This window comes from Novosphingobium pentaromativorans US6-1 (assembly GCF_000767465.1).
Classification (GTDB): Bacteria; Pseudomonadota; Alphaproteobacteria; order Sphingomonadales; family Sphingomonadaceae; genus Novosphingobium; species Novosphingobium pentaromativorans.
This window is the reverse complement of record NZ_CP009291.1, coordinates 2,391,619-2,407,104: the sequence shown is the minus strand read 5'-3', so window position 1 is coordinate 2,407,104 and position 15,486 is coordinate 2,391,619. Positions and strand designations below refer to the sequence as shown.

The 15,486-nt window shown below is 64.0% G+C and carries 15 protein-coding genes; 7 read left to right on the top strand and 8 right to left on the bottom strand.

What is annotated here, in order from left to right; translation table 11 throughout:
- The first annotated feature begins 12 nt into the window (after positions 1-12).
- Genes mnmG through JI59_RS11180 form a run of 4 tightly spaced genes read left to right on the top strand, consistent with a single transcriptional unit; the run spans position 13 to position 4,254 of the window.
- Entirely contained in the window at positions 13-1,860 is a 1,848-nt protein-coding gene (gene mnmG, locus JI59_RS11195; protein ID WP_038576039.1) for a tRNA uridine-5-carboxymethylaminomethyl(34) synthesis enzyme MnmG, read from the top strand.
- Positions 1,857-2,498, top strand: a complete 642-nt coding sequence (gene rsmG / locus JI59_RS11190) for a 16S rRNA (guanine(527)-N(7))-methyltransferase RsmG (RefSeq protein ID WP_007012618.1) — start codon at positions 1,857-1,859, stop codon at positions 2,496-2,498. The genes mnmG and rsmG overlap by 4 nt, the downstream gene beginning before the upstream one ends.
- The gene (locus JI59_RS11185; protein WP_007012619.1) at positions 2,495-3,271 is read left to right on the top strand and encodes a ParA family protein; all 777 of its coding nucleotides are present in this window, start codon (positions 2,495-2,497) and stop codon (positions 3,269-3,271) included. Before rsmG ends, JI59_RS11185 begins: the two co-directional genes overlap by 4 nt.
- A complete protein-coding gene (locus JI59_RS11180; RefSeq protein ID WP_174888121.1) occupies positions 3,268-4,254 on the top strand; it encodes a ParB/RepB/Spo0J family partition protein in 987 nt (328 codons plus the stop codon). The genes JI59_RS11185 and JI59_RS11180 overlap by 4 nt, the downstream gene beginning before the upstream one ends.
- Before the next feature lie 114 nt (positions 4,255-4,368).
- Here JI59_RS11180 and JI59_RS11175 read toward each other — a convergent pair whose 3' ends face one another.
- Both JI59_RS11175 and JI59_RS11170 read right to left on the bottom strand, forming a co-directional pair.
- Positions 4,369-4,989, bottom strand: coding sequence for a glycine zipper 2TM domain-containing protein (locus JI59_RS11175; protein WP_007012621.1), 621 nt, complete (start codon positions 4,987-4,989; stop codon positions 4,369-4,371).
- A 136-nt stretch (positions 4,990-5,125) separates the two neighbouring features.
- Positions 5,126-5,608 (bottom strand): GAF domain-containing protein, encoded by a 483-nt coding sequence (locus JI59_RS11170; protein ID WP_007012622.1) that lies wholly within the window; start codon positions 5,606-5,608, stop codon positions 5,126-5,128.
- A 62-nt stretch (positions 5,609-5,670) separates the two neighbouring features.
- Here JI59_RS11170 and JI59_RS11165 point away from each other — a divergent pair, with 62 nt between their 5' ends.
- Positions 5,671-7,134, top strand: a complete 1,464-nt coding sequence (locus tag JI59_RS11165; protein ID WP_007012623.1) for a PQQ-dependent sugar dehydrogenase — start codon at positions 5,671-5,673, stop codon at positions 7,132-7,134.
- Positions 7,135-7,144: 10 nt separating this feature from the next.
- Here the strand turns inward: JI59_RS11165 and JI59_RS11160 are convergent, their stop codons facing one another.
- Positions 7,145-7,969, bottom strand: coding sequence for a DUF815 domain-containing protein (locus JI59_RS11160; protein WP_007012624.1), 825 nt, complete (start codon positions 7,967-7,969; stop codon positions 7,145-7,147).
- A gap of 92 nt (positions 7,970-8,061) precedes the next feature.
- On the opposite strand from JI59_RS11160, the gene JI59_RS11155 reads away from it, so the two are divergent.
- Positions 8,062-9,027 (top strand): L-threonylcarbamoyladenylate synthase, encoded by a 966-nt coding sequence (locus tag JI59_RS11155; protein ID WP_007012625.1) that lies wholly within the window; start codon positions 8,062-8,064, stop codon positions 9,025-9,027.
- An 18-nt stretch (positions 9,028-9,045) separates the two neighbouring features.
- Here JI59_RS11155 and JI59_RS11150 read toward each other — a convergent pair whose 3' ends face one another.
- The 5 genes from JI59_RS11150 to JI59_RS11130 form a co-directional block, all read right to left on the bottom strand.
- Complete coding sequence (locus tag JI59_RS11150) at positions 9,046-9,378, bottom strand: hypothetical protein (protein ID WP_007012626.1); 333 nt, start codon at positions 9,376-9,378, stop codon at positions 9,046-9,048.
- Between the two features lie 172 nt (positions 9,379-9,550).
- On the bottom strand, positions 9,551-10,084 hold the full coding sequence (locus JI59_RS11145; protein ID WP_007012627.1) for a CarD family transcriptional regulator: 534 nt from the start codon (positions 10,082-10,084) through the stop codon (positions 9,551-9,553).
- Positions 10,085-10,408: 324 nt separating this feature from the next.
- On the bottom strand, positions 10,409-10,747 hold the full coding sequence (gene fdxA, locus JI59_RS11140) for a ferredoxin FdxA (protein WP_007012628.1): 339 nt from the start codon (positions 10,745-10,747) through the stop codon (positions 10,409-10,411).
- A 19-nt stretch (positions 10,748-10,766) separates the two neighbouring features.
- Entirely contained in the window at positions 10,767-11,060 is a 294-nt protein-coding gene (locus tag JI59_RS11135; protein WP_007012629.1) for an RNA-binding S4 domain-containing protein, read from the bottom strand.
- A 29-nt stretch (positions 11,061-11,089) separates the two neighbouring features.
- On the bottom strand, positions 11,090-13,654 hold the full coding sequence (locus tag JI59_RS11130; protein ID WP_038577488.1) for a helicase-related protein: 2,565 nt from the start codon (positions 13,652-13,654) through the stop codon (positions 11,090-11,092).
- A gap of 166 nt (positions 13,655-13,820) precedes the next feature.
- Here JI59_RS11130 and JI59_RS11125 point away from each other — a divergent pair, with 166 nt between their 5' ends.
- On the top strand, positions 13,821-15,482 hold the full coding sequence (locus JI59_RS11125; RefSeq protein ID WP_052117968.1) for a peptidoglycan DD-metalloendopeptidase family protein: 1,662 nt from the start codon (positions 13,821-13,823) through the stop codon (positions 15,480-15,482).
- Positions 15,483-15,486 lie beyond the last annotated feature (4 nt).

Below are 15,486 nucleotides of genomic sequence, written 5' to 3'. Positions count from 1 at the left end.
AAGCGCATCGCCATGCTTGCATTCGATGTGATCGTGATTGGCGGCGGCCATGCCGGCTGCGAGGCAGCTGCTGTTGCCGGCCGCATGGGCGCGCGGGTCGCCCTGGTTAGCTTCGATCTCGACGCTGTTGGCGCGATGAGCTGCAACCCGGCGATCGGCGGGCTGGGCAAGGGGCACCTCGTTCGCGAAGTCGATGCCTTCGATGGTCTGATTGCTCGCGCAGCCGATGCGGCGGCTATCCATTATCGCATGCTCAATCGCTCCAAGGGCAGTGCAGTCCAGGGACCCCGCATCCAGGCTGACCGGCGCCTGTTCAAAGCGGCGATCCATCGTCTGCTCAAGGAGCAGGGCGATCTGACTCTGGTCGCGGGAGAGGCGGCGGCTCTTGTGTTCGACGGTGAGCGCGTGGTCGGCATCGATCTTGCCGGAGGCGAGCGGCTCATGGCGCGAGCCGTCATCCTGTGCACCGGGACTTTTCTGGGCGGGACTCTGTTCCGGGGTGAGGAGCGTATTGTCGGTGGCCGGATCGGCGAGGCCTCGGCCCAGAAGCTGGCAGCGCAGATGCGCGGTGCTCAGCTGCCCATGGCACGGCTTAAGACCGGGACGCCGCCACGGCTCGATGGCCGCACGATCGATTGGGCTCGTCTCGATGAGCAGCCCTCGGACGGCGAGTTCTGGACGATGTCGGCGATGGGTGCGCGCCGCCTTAACCCGCAGGTGTTCTGTGCGATCACCCGTACCAACCTTCGCAGCCATGATGTCATTCGCGCGAATCTCCATCGCTCGCCTCTCTTCTCGGGTGCGATAGGGGCCCTGGGGCCGCGCTACTGTCCGTCCATCGAGGACAAGATTCATCGCTTTGCCGATCGCGACGGCCATCAGATCTTCCTCGAGCCGGAAGGGCTGGGGACGCACCTCGTCTATCCCAATGGGATCAGCACCTCGCTTCCGGCGGACGTGCAGCTTGAAATGTTGCGGACGATGGAAGGCCTCGAGACGGTAGAGATGGTCGTGCCCGGCTATGCCGTTGAGTACGATCACATCGATCCACGCGCCCTGCGTTCAAGCCTCGAGCTGCGCGAGATGCCCGGGCTCTATTGCGCTGGCCAGATCAACGGGACGACTGGATACGAGGAAGCGGCTGCCCAGGGACTTGTGGCGGGCATGCATGCTGCCGCGGCTGTTCTTGGAAAAGAGGCCCCGGCCATTGATCGGGCCAACAGCTACATGGCGGTTATGATCGACGATCTGACCTTGCATGGTGTCAGCGAACCTTACCGCATGCTCACTGCGCGCGCGGAGTATCGTCTGCGTCTGCGTGCGAATAATGCTTCGACGCGTCTGACGCCGCTCGGTCTTGCCGTGGGTGCCGTCGGTGAAGCACGTCGCGCCTGGTTCGCGCGCCGCGAGCAGGCGAGGGCGGCCCTCAACGGTGCGATGGACCAGAAGCCCTCGGCTTCCGAATTGGTAGCGGCGGGACTTCCCGTTCGCAGCGATGCCGGACGCATGCCGATCCGGGAGTGGTTGCGCTTCGATGGTGTGGAAATCACCGGTTTGACCGAATGGGTCGACCCCGCGTTGTTGGATGACCAGTCGCTTCTTGAGGAAGTCACGGAAGACGCTGCCTATGCTCCCTATCTCGAACGGCAGGAGCGGGAACTGCGCGAGCTGCGGGCGAGCGATGCCCTGCCACTCGCCGAAGATTTTCCTTATGCCGAGATCCCGGGTCTCTCTCGCGAGATGGTCGAGCGCCTGACGCGGGCCCGACCGGAGACCTTGGCGGCGGCCGGTCGCATCCCCGGAATTACCCCTGCAGCCTTGGCTGCCCTGCTTGTTCATGCCCGTCGGGAGGCTGCTTGATTACCACGGAAGATGAAGCGCGCGCCTGGTTGCGAGCGCTGCCCGAATGCGACGATGCGGCCATGACCCGGCTCGAGAGGCTGGTGGATTTGCTGGTCGAGGAGAATCAGCGCCAGAACCTCGTTTCAGCGGGAAGCCTCGATCAGGTCTGGCTTCGCCACATTGTCGATAGCGCGCAATTGTTGCCGCATGTTCCACGTGAAACATCGCTGCCATGGATGGACCTGGGAACAGGGGCGGGGTTCCCTGGTCTCGTCATCGCAGCACTTCGGCCCGAACTTGAAGTGCTGATGGTCGAATCGCGCACGCGCCGAATCGAATGGCTCGACCGCGCGCGAATCGCCATGGGTCTGGAGCGCTCAAGGATCGTCGGTCAGCGTCTCGAAATGGTCGAGACATGTCAGGTGGGGGTCATTTCCGCGCGTGCATTTGCACCGTTGGACCGACTTCTGACATTATCCGCGCGATTTTCCACAAGTGACACGATCTGGCTGTTGCCCAAAGGGCGGTCTGCACAGCAAGAATTGGATGACCTTCGCAAGTGGCGGCATGTGTTCCACGTGGAACAGTCTCTTACGGACCCGCAGGCAGGCATTATTGTCGGCAACTTGACCGGCAGGAAGGGTAAGACCAAGTGATCCGTATCGCGATTGCCAACCAGAAGGGCGGCGTCGGCAAGACGACCACAGCGATCAATGTCTCGACTGCGCTCGCGGCCACGGGTTGGAAGACTCTGCTTATCGACCTTGATCCCCAGGGCAATGCATCGACCGGAGTCGGCATTTCGGCATCCGAGCGCGATGCATCGACCTACGATGTGCTGGTCGATCAGGCACCGGTCGAGAATTGCGTCATCCCGACGCGTATTCCCGGACTCGATCTTCTGCCCGCCACAGTCGACCTGTCCGGGGCCGAAGTAGAACTGGTCGGCGCCGAGGATCGCGCTCACCGTCTCCAGCACGCGCTTCGCAAGGATATCGGCTACGATGTCTGCCTGATCGACTGTCCGCCCTCGCTGGGGCTGCTGACGCTCAATGCGCTGACCGCAGCCGATACCTTGCTGGTACCGCTGCAATGCGAATTCTTCGCGCTCGAGGGGTTGAGCCAGCTGCTCCAGACGGTGGAGCGGGTTCAGCAGCGCTTCAATCCAGACCTCGGCATCATCGGCATCGCGCTCACCATGTTCGATCGGCGCAATCGCCTCACCGAGCAGGTCTCTGACGATGTGCGCTCGTGCCTTGGCCAACTGGTGTTCGAGACGACGATCCCGCGCAACGTCCGTCTGTCCGAAGCGCCCAGCCATGGCGTTCCTGCATTGATTTACGATCACGCCTGTGCCGGCAGTCGCGCCTACATGGCGCTGGCCCGGGAACTGATCACCCGACTGCCCGAGAAGAGGAAAGCGGCATGAGCGAAGATTCTGTTGTCCGTATCAGTGCTCCCCAGGGATTGAGCTCCGTGGGGGCCAAGCCGATGAAGCAGAAGCCCAAGGGTCTGGGACGCGGCCTCGGTGCCTTGCTGGGTGAGACACGCCGCGAGGAACCGCTCGCACATTCGGATGAAGCGGGCGGATCGGCGGCGGACGCACCGCGCGTCGGTGGTCTCGCCACGCTTTCGATATCCGATATCACCCCGCACCCGGATCAGCCGCGCCGCATTTTCGAGGAAGAGGCGCTCGAAGAACTGGCTGCATCGATTGCCCAGCGCGGGGTGATCCAACCGATCATCGTGCGGCCTATGGCCAATGGCCGCTACCAGCTCGTCGCCGGTGAACGTCGCTGGCGCGCGGCGCAGAAGGCACAGTTGCACGAGATCCCCGCGCTGATTCGCGATCTGAGCGAACGCGAAGTCATGGCCTTGGCGCTGATCGAGAACCTCCAGCGCGAAGACCTGAACCCGATCGAAGAGGCGCGGGCCTATAATCGGCTTTCCGAGATGGAAGGCATGACCCAGGCCGAGATCGCCCGCATGGTCGACAAGAGCCGCAGTCATGTCGCCAATTTCCAGCGCCTGCTCGCGCTGCCGGACGATGTGATCGTGATGGTCGAGAAGGGCGATCTTTCGATGGGGCATGCGCGCGCCCTGATCGGTTGTGAGGGAGCGGCCGAGATCGCCGAAGCGGCGATCGCCAAACAGATGTCGGTTCGCGAGATCGAGAAGCTGGTGCGCAAGAAGGCGCGCGGGGATGCGGCGCCGCGTCGGGTTCGCACGGCCCGCAGCGCTTCGGAAGATGCCGACATTGCGGCCGTCCAGAATCACCTCGAGGAATTTCTCGGTCTGCCGGTGAAGATCAATGCAGATGCCGATCCCAAGTCGGGTACGGTGACGATCAAGTACGCAACGCTCGATCAGCTCGATCTGATCTGCCAGCGATTGACCGGAGGATCGATCTGAGGTGGGGCAGCCGCTTGGGGCCGCCCTGCGTAGAAGTCAGTCAAGTTACTGAAATTTATCCTGAAAAGGCGGGTTCGGAAGATTTTCGATCCCGCCTTTTTCTTGCGACTGCGCTTACTTGATCGGGACCCGCTTGTCGGGAACAACCTTGATACGTTTGTCCGGCGCAGGCCGTGGGATGTAGCGCTTGCGGGGCGCGGGGCGTTCCGGGACATCTTCGTAGACATATTCGACTGTCTCGGTGCATTCCGGTTCGGGTAGCGACATGGGCGCGACGTAAGTTGCGGACGCATAGCCGGGTGCATAGCTGCTACCCCGGGTGTACCAGGCGTAGTAGTCGTCCAGATAGCCCTCGCACTCGTCACGGTAGCGGCCGGCATCCTCGGCCTTGTCGATTGCGGCGCCGACAGCAGCGCCCACGACCGCACCGGCAATCGTCCCGACGGTGCGGTTTCCTCGACCGGCAATGCGATTGCCAGCCAGTCCGCCGACTGCTCCGCCAATCAACGCGCCGCCCAGGCCGGAGTCTCGATGAGCGACTCGCGTGCGGCAATCGGCGAGCCATGCATCGCGCGCCGCGGGATCGAAAGCGTAGCGCGTCTCGCCATGGCGGGCTTGATGCATGGGGATCGCCGCTGCCATGCCGTCATCGTAAACTTCGTCAGGCTGGGCGAGGGCCGGTTGAATCGAAAGTACCAGTGCCGTGCCTACGGCGGCGAGGAGTTGCAGTCGCATCGGGATGCCCTTTCGCGAGGACCGGATGGATGGCCCTGTTAGTTAACGCGAAATTTAGCATCGTCTTGCCTGTAAAACCAAGCGCCTGGGCATACCTCCTTCGATCATGTCCCGTTTCGATGCACCGGATAGCGGTTCAGATCGCCTTTGCTGCGATCCGGGCGAGGCGCTCAAGTCCGGCGGCATCCACTTGGTCGAAACGGCCCGGGATCGGGCTGTCGAGATCGAGCACGGCAATGACATTGCCTTCGACGATGACGGGCACCACCAGTTCTGACCGGGTTTCGGCATCGCAGGCGATATGGCCGGGGAAGGCGTGGACATCGGGCACGACTTGCGTTTGTCCGCTTGCCGCAGCGGTGCCGCAGACCCCTTGACCGAATGGAATGCGGATGCAGGCGGGTTTGCCCATGAACGGGCCGAGGACGAGTTCGTCACCCACGCTGCGGTAGAATCCGGCCCAGTTGAGGTCGGGCAGGAATTGCCAGATCGCGGCGGCCAGATTGGCCATGTTAGCAATGGAATCGCTCTCGCCTTCGACGAGCGCCTGTGCTGCCTGGGCGAGGGCATCGTACAGTTCGGGCTTGTCTAGGGCGCTATCGGTCTGGAAATCGAACATGGCCCTTCCGTTAGCTCAACACGAGGTTGCCGCATAGCCGGCAGCAGCCTATCTCGCAGAACATGCGCTCCTTTCTCATAAAGGCCCTCGTGGTCCTCGCCGTGCTCCTTGTCGTCCTTGTCGGGGCGATAGCCTGGGCGCAGTACTCAAACAGCTCGGATCTGCCCAGCGATGCGACGGCAGGCACGGACCCGAAGTTGGTCGATCCCGATCCGCAGTGGATCCCCAGCGTCAGCCTGCCCAAGACCATCGGCTGGGCTGAGGGTGAAAAGCCGATCGCGGCCAAGGGCTTGTCGGTCAGCCGGTTTGCCGACAAGCTGGACCATCCGCGCACGATGATCACGCTGCCTAACGGTGACGTTCTAGTAGCGGAGACCAATGCGCCTGCCGGCAACAAGCCGGGCGGCATCACCGGTGCCGTGATGACCTGGATGATGGACCGCGTCGGTGCGGGCGTGCCTTCGCCCGACAAGATCGTCCTGCTGCGCGACGAGGATGGCGACGGCAAGGCGGATGAGCGTTTCGACTTCCGTACGGCAGACATGCATTCGCCTTCCGGCATGGCCTACGGCAACGGCAAACTCTACGTCGCAAATCATGACGCTGTGCTGGAATTTTCCTTCGAAGCGGGTGCCACCAGGCTGGAAGGCGCGCCGAAGAAGCTGATGGACCTGCCGCCGGCCGGCAATCACTGGATGCGCAACCTGCTGCTGAGCGAGGACGGCCTGCACCTCTATGTTGCGGTCGGTTCGGCCACGAACATCGCCGACAACGGGATGGAGGAGGAAGCCGGACGCGCTGCGATCTGGGAGATCGACACCGATACCGGGCATCGCCGCCAGTTCGCTGCCGGCATGCGCAATCCCAATGGCATGGCCTGGAACCCCTCGACCGAGGAAATGTGGGCCACGGTGCAGGAGCGTGACATGCTCGGGCCGGACCTCGTTCCCGACTACTTCACGAACGTCCCCGTCGGCGTCCAGTACGGTTGGCCCTGGATCTACTGGAAGAACGTCTACGACGACCGTGTGAGCTGGCCGATGCAGTACGGCATGGGCGACTATACCCGTAAGCCCGAGTACGCGATGGGCGCCCATACGGCCGTGTTGGGCATGGTCTTCGCCAATGGCGGCAACATCATGGGGCCGGACTTCGCGAACGGCGCCTTTATCGCCCGCCACGGTTCATGGAATCGCCGCCCCGCGGTCGGCTACGACGTCGTTTTCATTCCCTTCGATGCCAACGGCAATCCCAAGGACGTGAAGCCGGTGCGGGTCCTGACCGGCTTCCTCGACAAGGAAGGTTCGACCCATGGCCGTCCGACCTGGGTAACCTGGGACAAGACCGGCGCGCTGCTGGTGAGTGACGATACCGCAGGTGTAATCTGGCGGGTGATGGCGCCGGGCGCAAAGCCTTCCGAAGGGATCAAGCGCGTCGAAACAGACCACCTCGAGCCGCAGACCGATCTCAAGGATCCTACCCAGCTTACCCCCGAGGCGCTGCTCGGGGGAATGATGGACAACTGAAAGCGAACGCTCAGAGAGCCTTGCCGGCGCGTCCGGCAAGCTCGTTGACGTATTGCCAGGCGACGCGGCCCGAACGGGCTCCGCGACGGCGCGACCACTCGAGCGCGTCGCCCGAATCCCACTGCAATCCGAATTCATCGGCATAGCCGCCGATGATCGCGAGATAGGCGTCCTGATCGCAGTTGTGGAAGCCGATCGACAGGCCGAAGCGGTCGGCCAGAGCGAGGCGATCGTCCACGGCGTCGCGCGGATTGATTGGGTCGTCCTGCTCGGACATCGTGCGCGCGACGATGGCGCGGCGATTGGACGTGACCGCGAGGCGGACATTGGCCGGGCGTGCCTCCACCCCGCCTTCAAGCCAGGAGCGCAGCAGTCGGGGTCCGCTGGTTTCGCTTTCCTCGAAGCCGAGATCGTCGACGAAGACGAGGAACTGGCGATCGATCCTGCCCAGCGTCGAAAACAGTCCGGTAACCCCTGAAAGGGCCTCCTGCGCCACCTGGACGAGGGCGATGCGGCCCGGATGATCCTGTTGTGCGGCCCGGATCGCGGCGCGCAGCACGGCCGACTTGCCCATGCCTCGCGATCCCCACAGGAGCATGTCGTGCGATGCGAAGCCGGCAGCCAGACGTGTGACATTGGTGACGACGCGCTGCTTCTGATCGTCGATTCCGCGCAGGAGATCGAGGGCCGGGGCCTCCAGCGTGTCGACGGCGCGTGCTGACTGGCCGGTCCAGACATAGGCGGGATGGGCGAGCCAGTGCGTCTCGGCTGGGGCAGGAGGTGCGATGCGTTCGAGCGCGTCGGCAATGCGGGATAGCAGGTCGGTTTGCGTCATGACGTCACTTCTCTGTTGTCTTTTGCTAGGGATGCGCCCGGCACCGCGCGCTTTTCCTTGGCATTTTGTGCATCCGCCTATAGCGGCGGTCCATGGCCCAATCCAGCGAGCAAAGTCCGGCAGGTCGGCCTGCCCTGCTGCCGTCCGATCCGGAAGGTATAGCCGAAGCCGCGCGCGTGCTGCGCGAAGGGGGCTTGGTCGCCGTGCCGACCGAAACGGTCTATGGCCTCGCTGCCCGCGCGGACCGCGATGAAGCGGTGGCATCGATCTATCGCGCGAAGGGGCGGCCCAGCTTCAATCCATTGATCGTCCACATCGCGGACACGGCTTCGGCCATGCAGCTGGCCGTGTTTGACGAGCGTGCGCTCTTGCTGGCCGAGCGCTTCTGGCCCGGCGCCCTGACCTTGGTCCTGCCGGTGCAGGAAAACGCGCCGATCGCCGCCGCCGTGACTGCCGGCCTTCCGACCGTCGCATTACGTTGTCCGGCGCATCCGGTGATGCGCCGAGTGATTGCCGAGGCCGGACTGCCGCTGGCGGCTCCATCCGCGAATCGCAGTGGCGGGGTCAGTCCGACTACGCCCATGCATGTGGTGGACTCGCTGGGCGACAGGATCGCCGCCGTCTTAGATGGCGGTGCCTGCGAGGCCGGCCTGGAATCGACGATCATCGCCTTGCGTGAAGGCGGGCGCTGGCAGATCCTGCGGCCCGGACCGATCCCGGAGTCCGAGATTGCCGCCGTTCTCGGTTCGGGCAGTGACGCCGTGACGTCACAGGCTATCGAAGCGCCCGGGCAGCTTGCCAGCCATTATGCGCCGGGCAAGCCGGTGCGTCTCGCTGTGCGAAGCGCCGATTCGGACGAGTTCCATATCGGTTTTGCCGAGGTTGCCGGGCAGGTGACGCTCTCGGCCTCGGGCGATCTCGCCGAAGCTGCGTCGCGGCTCTACGCGCTGTTGCATCAGGGCGCTGCTTCGCAGTTGCCACGCATCGCGGTGGCACCAATCCCTGAGGTGGGCATCGGCAAGGCGATCAACGATCGCCTTCGCCGTGCGGCCGCCTGATCAATGCGGGTTTGAGGTTCAGCGGCGCTGCGCGGGAACGGTCGGAAGGATCTGCTGGATCTCGGTGTAGTCGTCGCGTGCCTTGAGGCAGGAGCGGCTGTCGCCGTCATTGCATTCGCGCATGTGGCGGTCGTATTCGCGCTGAAGTTTCCCCAGGCGTTCCTCGCGCTTGCGCAAATTGCGACCGCGGTTCTCATCGGCTTCGGACTGGCTGGTGGTCATCATGTCCACGCCCTTTCCGGCAACGCGCACGGGGGCGGTTGCCACTTTGGCGACGGTGGAGACGCAGCCTGCCAGCATCGGGGCCGTGGCAAGGGCAAGGAGGGCGAAAGGCATGAGGCGTGAAGTCATCGCCGCAAACCCTGTCACGTTCGCGCTGTCATCGCAATGAACGCAACAATGCAAGCTATGGAAATTGCGCCGCGTAACTTTGGGGGCTGGGGAAGGGCTTCGCCAGCCCCGCCAACGAAAAGGGCCGCCTCCTTGCGGAGAGCGGCCCCTTCGTTAGCATCGAAATGCCCGATCAGGCGGTTTCGGCGCTTTCGTAGTACTTCGGTGCGTACTCGTTGAGGATCGCGAGGATCTTCTGGAGAGCCGACGGTTCGTCAGTCTTTTCCATGGCCGCGAGTTCGCGGGCCAGACGCGAGGACGCAGCCTCGAAGATCTGGCGTTCGGAGTAGCTCTGTTCCGGCTGGTCGTCGGCGCGGAACAGGTCACGAGTGACTTCCGCGATCGAGACGAGATCGCCCGAATTGATCTTGGCTTCGTATTCCTGGGCCCGGCGCGACCACATGGTGCGCTTGACCTTGGGCTTGCCCTTGAGGGTGTCGAGCGCCTCGCGCAGGGTCTTGTCCGAGGACAGCTTGCGCATGCCGATCGATTCAACCTTGTTCACGGGAACGCGCAGGGTCATGCGTTCCTTTTCGAAACGCAACACATAAAGTTCGAGCTGCATTCCGGCAATTTCCTGCCTTTGCAACTCGATCACACGGCCTACGCCGTGCTTGGGATAAACGACGTAATCTCCAACATCGAAGGCATCGGCCTTGGTTGCCATGTATCGTCCTTTCACCTGCAGGTTCGAGCGCCATACCTTTGTCGGGAGATAACCGGGGGTGCGACTTGGAAGCATATAGACGCCTCCGCCGCCCGGTCAGATTACTCCCCCAACCGCTTGCTCTCGAATCCCTGCCTCGCACTGAAACGCCTGCCGAACGGGCAGATGGCCCGGGCAGTTGGACTATTATATAGCATACATGTGACAAAAATGCCAGAGGGGCGCGAACCTTTAGGTTCAGCAAGCCCCCGGCATGCCGTTTCCGGACGCACCCTCAGGGGGATACGTCTGTTTCCGGGGGCGAACCCCCGGAAAGATCAGGCCTCAGTCGCCTTCGCCGGGCTCGGGCGAGAAGAACTTCTCGAACTTGCCTTCCACGCCCTTGTACTCGTCGGCGTCTTCCGGCGAATCCTTCTTGGACGTGAGATTCGGCCATTCGGCCGAATACTTCGTGTTCAGCTCCATCCACTGCTCGAGACCGCTTTCGGTGTCGGGAAGGATGGCTTCGGCAGGGCATTCCGGTTCGCAGACGCCGCAGTCGATGCATTCGCTGGGATTGATGACGAGCATGTTCTCGCCTTCGTAGAAGCAGTCCACAGGGCAGACTTCCACGCAGTCCATGTACTTGCACTTGATGCAGGCGTCGGTGACGACATAGGTCATGGAGGCGGTATCCTCTTCATCAGGCCTCGTTACGGAACGCCGCTGCTATGGGATTATCTGCCCCGCCGTCAAGCACTCTGTAACAGGCTTGCGCTTCCGGAGCGGGGCCGCGGCGGATCGGCAGGGTCACGATTTCGATAACCCGCACCCCGGAAGGGGTCGCAAGGGTCAGGATATCACCCTGCGAAACCTTCTGGTGCGCGCGCTCCACGCGCCTGCCGTTGAGGCGCATATGGCCCTCTTCGGCCATTGTCTGGGCGATGGTGCGGGTCTTGGCGAGACGCAGGAACCAGATCAGCTTGTCGATCCTCATGCGGTAGCCTCCATCTCCCCGAATCCTCCCTAATTGCGCACCATATCCGCAAGAATGGAAAAGGCACTCTCCTTGCGCACGGGCTGAGGTTTCGTGTCTTCGACGTGGCGCCGCGGCGGTCGCCAGCGCCAGCGGACCGGGGCCGGCGGCCCGTGCGCGCCGTCGGCCAGCTGTCGGGGCATGATCGGCTGGAAACCGGCAAGCCGCAGCAATCGTGCGTAGCTCTCGGTGGTCAGGCCCATGGAGACTGCCTTGGCCGGATCTAGTGCGAAACTGCGCCCGCTTCCCGCGGGTTTGCCGCCGCTGCGTGCCTCGTGGGCTTCGCGCAGGAGCTTTTCAGCCATGTCGAGACGGACGAGCTGCTTGCCAAGACTGCGATAACCCGGCGTGCGCTGCCGGCGCTTGGCGGGAAGCGCGGGCGGCATCGCGTCTTCGGGAGCCCCATCGCGCGGGGACTTGCCGAAGACCTGTGCGAGTTCGCGCCACAGCACGATCGGGCCCGGGCGAAGCATCGCAGGTACGAAAACATCGAGCGCACCCACGCGCACGCCGAGCCGCGAGAGCATCGTGCGGCGCTGCTTGTCGAGCTTGTCGACGCCCGAATCCTCGCGTGACGTCATGCCGCCGGCTTCGACCAGTGCAATCAGCAGGGCCCTGAGATCGGGGCCGGCTTCCTCGGAACGGCTGGCTTCATCGAGCTTGAGCAATGGAGCCAGCGGTTGCAGCGCATTGTCGAGCCATGCCTCAAGCGCCGCCACAAGCACCTTGCGCGCGGGTCCGGGTACCGCATCGAGCGTGCGGTCGGGGACTAGGACAGGCGACAGGAGCGAGCGGCCCGGGGCGAGAGTGCCAAGCGATTCCCCGTCCCATTTGAGTTTGCCGCGATCAAGCGTGATGGCCGCGCTTCCCGCGTGAATCGCCTCGGTCAATTCGTCGGCGCGCTTCTGCAGCAAGGCGGTGAGGTGCTTTTCCGCGGCGGCGAGCAGCAGCTTGCGGTCGGACAGGCGGGCGCCGGGATCGACATGGAAGGCGAATCCGCGCAGCGAGCCGATGTGTTCGCCTTCGACGAGTACTTCCTCGTCTTCCATGCGCACAGAGAGCAGCCCGGCATCGGGCCCCAGTTTCTTCATGAGTACGGCAGTCCGTCGGTTGATGAATCGTTCGGTAAGTTTGCCATGGAGGGCATCGGACAGACGCGCCTCCACCGCGCGGGCCCTTGCGGCCATTTCGTCGCGCGCGAGAACCCAGTCGGGGCGCTGCGCGATATAGGCCCAGGACCGGATCGCGGCGATGCGGCCCTGCAGGGTGTCGATGTCGCCGCCGGTGCGGTCGAGCTGGGCAATGGCATTGGCAACGTAGTCGGCGCCCAGTTCGCCGTGGCGCAGATCCTGCCACAGGCGGGCGACGAAGCGTGAATGGGTCTCTGCCCCTTGCTGGCGAAAATCGGGCAGGCGGCACACGTCCCAGAATCGCTGCACCATCGCCGCGCCGCGAACCGAATCGGCGACCTGTGGGTCTTCGGACAGGCGCTTGAGCACGGAAAGGTCGATGGCCTCGGGCGCCGGAACCAGCTCGGGCAGGTCGGGCGGGGTCTCCAGGTCGCCGATCAGGGTGGCGATACTGTCGAAACGCGGCTCCGCATCGCGCCAGAACAGTTTCGTCAGCGGCGGGAAGCGGTGTTCTTCGATGGCGAAGATCTCTTCGGGATCGAATTCGGAATCGTGCGTGCCCGAACCGGTGAGGGTGCCGAACGTGCCGTCCTTCTGGTGACGCCCGGCGCGTCCTGCGATCTGCGCCATTTCCGACGTGGTGAGGCGGCGATGGCGGACGCCGTCGAACTTGGAAAGCCCGGCGAAAGCGACATGCTCGACGTCGAGGTTGAGCCCCATGCCGATGGCGTCGGTGGCGACAAGGTAATCCACTTCGCCAGACTGGTAGAGCGCGACTTGCGCGTTGCGCGTCTGCGGGCTGAGCGCGCCCATGACGACGGCCGCCCCGCCCCGGAAGCGCCGTAGCATTTCGGCGATCGCATAGACCTGCTCGGTCGAGAAGGCGACGATGGCGCTGCGCGGCGGAATGCGGCTGAGTTTCTTCGCGCCGGCATGGCTGAGCGTGGAGAAGCGGGGCCGGGTGACGATCTCGGCGCGCGGTACGAGCGCCCTGACCATCGGTTCGAGCGTCGAGGAACCGAGGATCATCGTCTCCTCGCGGCCGCGGGCATGGAGCAGGCGGTCCGTGAAGACGTGGCCGCGTTCGCGGTCCGCCCCCAGTTGCGCTTCGTCGATGGCGACGAAGGCAAGGCTGCGATCGAGCACCGGCATCGCCTCGGCCGTGCACAGCAGGTAGCGAGCGTGCTTCGGCTCGATCCGTTCCTCGCCGGTGATCAGGGCGACGTTCTGTTCACCCTTGATGGCGCAGACCCGGTCGTAAACCTCACGCGCCAGCAGGCGCAGCGGAAAGCCGATCGCGCCGCTGGAATGGGCGCACATCCGCTCGATGGCGAGGTGAGTCTTGCCGGTGTTGGTCGGCCCGAGCACGGCCTTCACCCCTGAAGGAGCGTCACCGCGCGCCGTTGCATTCCGGTCCTGAACCATTTCACCAGCGAATGTGGCATCGCCGCTGGCCGCGTACAAGGGTCGACTCGTCCTGTATGGGGGTGGAAATCCACAGAGTTAGGGGGGTCTTAACCTTGAGCAGGCATGGTTTTTGCAGAAAGTGCCCGGGGTGGGTGCCAGGTTCGGCCTGAGCCTGTGGGTTGCGATGAGGAAGGGGCCTTTGTTCAAGGCGCTTGACGAGAACGGCGGAAATTCGGCCGAAGGGGACTATGCAGGCGGTGCGGCATCGGCTGCCTCGCTCTCGCATGCCCAGGTTCTGCCCGAGAGCGCCGAGCCTGCAACTCCGACTCCTTCCGGCGAAACCGCTTCAGACGGTCCGGGCCTTCGAGAGCGCATTCAGGCGTGGAAGCAGGATATCGAATCGTGGTGCGAAAAGGTCGAGCTTGCGCCCGATCTTGCCACCGACATCGGCAGTCCGCGCTGGTATCGCGGTCTTGCCACGCTCTTCGGCCTGAGCGCAGCCGCCATTGCCCTTTCACCGAGCTTTTCGTCAGTAGAGGCGGCGACGCCGATGCCGGTCAACGACCGGGTTCGCGACGAATTCCGCAGCCAGACCATCGCGCCGCTTGCCTTCGGTGCCGACAGCGGCCGCCACATGGGGGCAAGTCCGCTGGTCCGCCCCCTGGCGAAAGTGCCCGAACGGCCAATGATCCAACTGGTCTCCACACTGGGGCAGGGCGACAGCTTCCGCCGCATGCTGGAGCGGGCGGGTGTCGGCAACACCGACATTTCTCAGGTTTCCGATCTCATTTCCGGTGCGGTGCCGCTGTCCGACATCGCTTCGGGTACACAGTTCGACATCACTCTGGGCAAGCGCCCGACCGAAGGCGCCTCGCGACCGCTGGACGAAATGGCCTTTCGCGCGCGTTTCGACCTCGATCTCTCGGTCGAACGCCATGACGGTGCGCTGGCCCTGGTGCGCCATCCCATTGCCGTCGATACGACCCCATTGCGCATTCGCGGCACCGTCGGGTCGAGCCTCTATCGATCGGCGCGCAATGCCGGGGCGCCGGTCGCCGCGATCCAGAGCTACCTGCGTGCTGTCGACAAGTATCTCTCGCTCGAAAACGACATTTCGGCGAATGACGAATTCGACCTGATCCTCTCCTACAAGCGTTCGGCCAAGGGCGAACGGCAAGTGGGCGAGCTGCTCTATGCGGGTGTCGAACGCGATGGGAAGCCGCGCCTCCAGCTCATGCGTTGGGGCAAGGACGGGCAGATGTTCTCCGCCTCTGGCCTTGCCGAGACGCGCAGCGCGCCGATCGGGATGCCGGTCGCGGGACGGATCACCTCACGCTACGGAATGCGCCGTCACCCGATTCTCGGCTACACGCGCATGCATGCCGGCGTCGATTTCGGCGCAGCCTACGGCTCGCCGATCTATGCCGTGAGCGATGGCACGGTCACCTATGCAGGGCGCCATGGCGGCCACGGCAATTACGTGCGGATCAACCACGGCGGCGGCCTCGGCACCGGCTATGGCCACATGAGCCGCATCGCGGTGAAGAACGGTACCCACGTAAGAGCGGGGCAGGTGATCGGTTACGTTGGGTCCACCGGTCTGTCGACTGGGCCGCACCTGCATTTCGAAGCCTATCGCGGCGGCAAGACGGTCGATCCCCTGTCGATCCGTCTCGTCACCCGCCCGCAGATCGACGGCAAGGAACGCGATGAGTTCAGGCAGCGGATGAGGGCGCTCCTGACGGTCGAACCCGGCGCGGCGCTCGACAGCTTCGTAAAGCCCGAAGCGGAGCAGGCTGCGGACACCCGCGAGATCGACCGTCTCGAGCCGAAGAAGGTCGGCTGATCGC

Excerpts from the sequence above, each read along its gene's own strand:
- mnmG (WP_038576039.1), top strand. The coding sequence starts at position 13 with ATGCTTGCATTCGATGTGATCGTGATTGGCGGCGGCCATGCCGGCTGC.
- JI59_RS11180 (WP_174888121.1), top strand. The coding sequence starts at position 3,268 with ATGAGCGAAGATTCTGTTGTCCGTATCAGTGCTCCCCAGGGATTGAGC.
- JI59_RS11175 (WP_007012621.1), bottom strand. The coding sequence starts at position 4,989 with ATGCGACTGCAACTCCTCGCCGCCGTAGGCACGGCACTGGTACTTTCG.
- JI59_RS11170 (WP_007012622.1), bottom strand. The coding sequence starts at position 5,608 with ATGTTCGATTTCCAGACCGATAGCGCCCTAGACAAGCCCGAACTGTAC.
- JI59_RS11165 (WP_007012623.1), top strand. The coding sequence starts at position 5,671 with ATGCGCTCCTTTCTCATAAAGGCCCTCGTGGTCCTCGCCGTGCTCCTT.
- JI59_RS11160 (WP_007012624.1), bottom strand. The coding sequence starts at position 7,969 with ATGACGCAAACCGACCTGCTATCCCGCATTGCCGACGCGCTCGAACGC.
- JI59_RS11155 (WP_007012625.1), top strand. The coding sequence starts at position 8,062 with ATGGCCCAATCCAGCGAGCAAAGTCCGGCAGGTCGGCCTGCCCTGCTG.
- JI59_RS11150 (WP_007012626.1), bottom strand. The coding sequence starts at position 9,378 with ATGACTTCACGCCTCATGCCTTTCGCCCTCCTTGCCCTTGCCACGGCC.
- JI59_RS11145 (WP_007012627.1), bottom strand. The coding sequence starts at position 10,084 with ATGGCAACCAAGGCCGATGCCTTCGATGTTGGAGATTACGTCGTTTAT.
- fdxA (WP_007012628.1), bottom strand. The coding sequence starts at position 10,747 with ATGACCTATGTCGTCACCGACGCCTGCATCAAGTGCAAGTACATGGAC.
- JI59_RS11135 (WP_007012629.1), bottom strand. The coding sequence starts at position 11,060 with ATGAGGATCGACAAGCTGATCTGGTTCCTGCGTCTCGCCAAGACCCGC.
- JI59_RS11130 (WP_038577488.1), bottom strand. The coding sequence starts at position 13,654 with ATGGTTCAGGACCGGAATGCAACGGCGCGCGGTGACGCTCCTTCAGGG.
- JI59_RS11125 (WP_052117968.1), top strand. The coding sequence starts at position 13,821 with ATGAGGAAGGGGCCTTTGTTCAAGGCGCTTGACGAGAACGGCGGAAAT.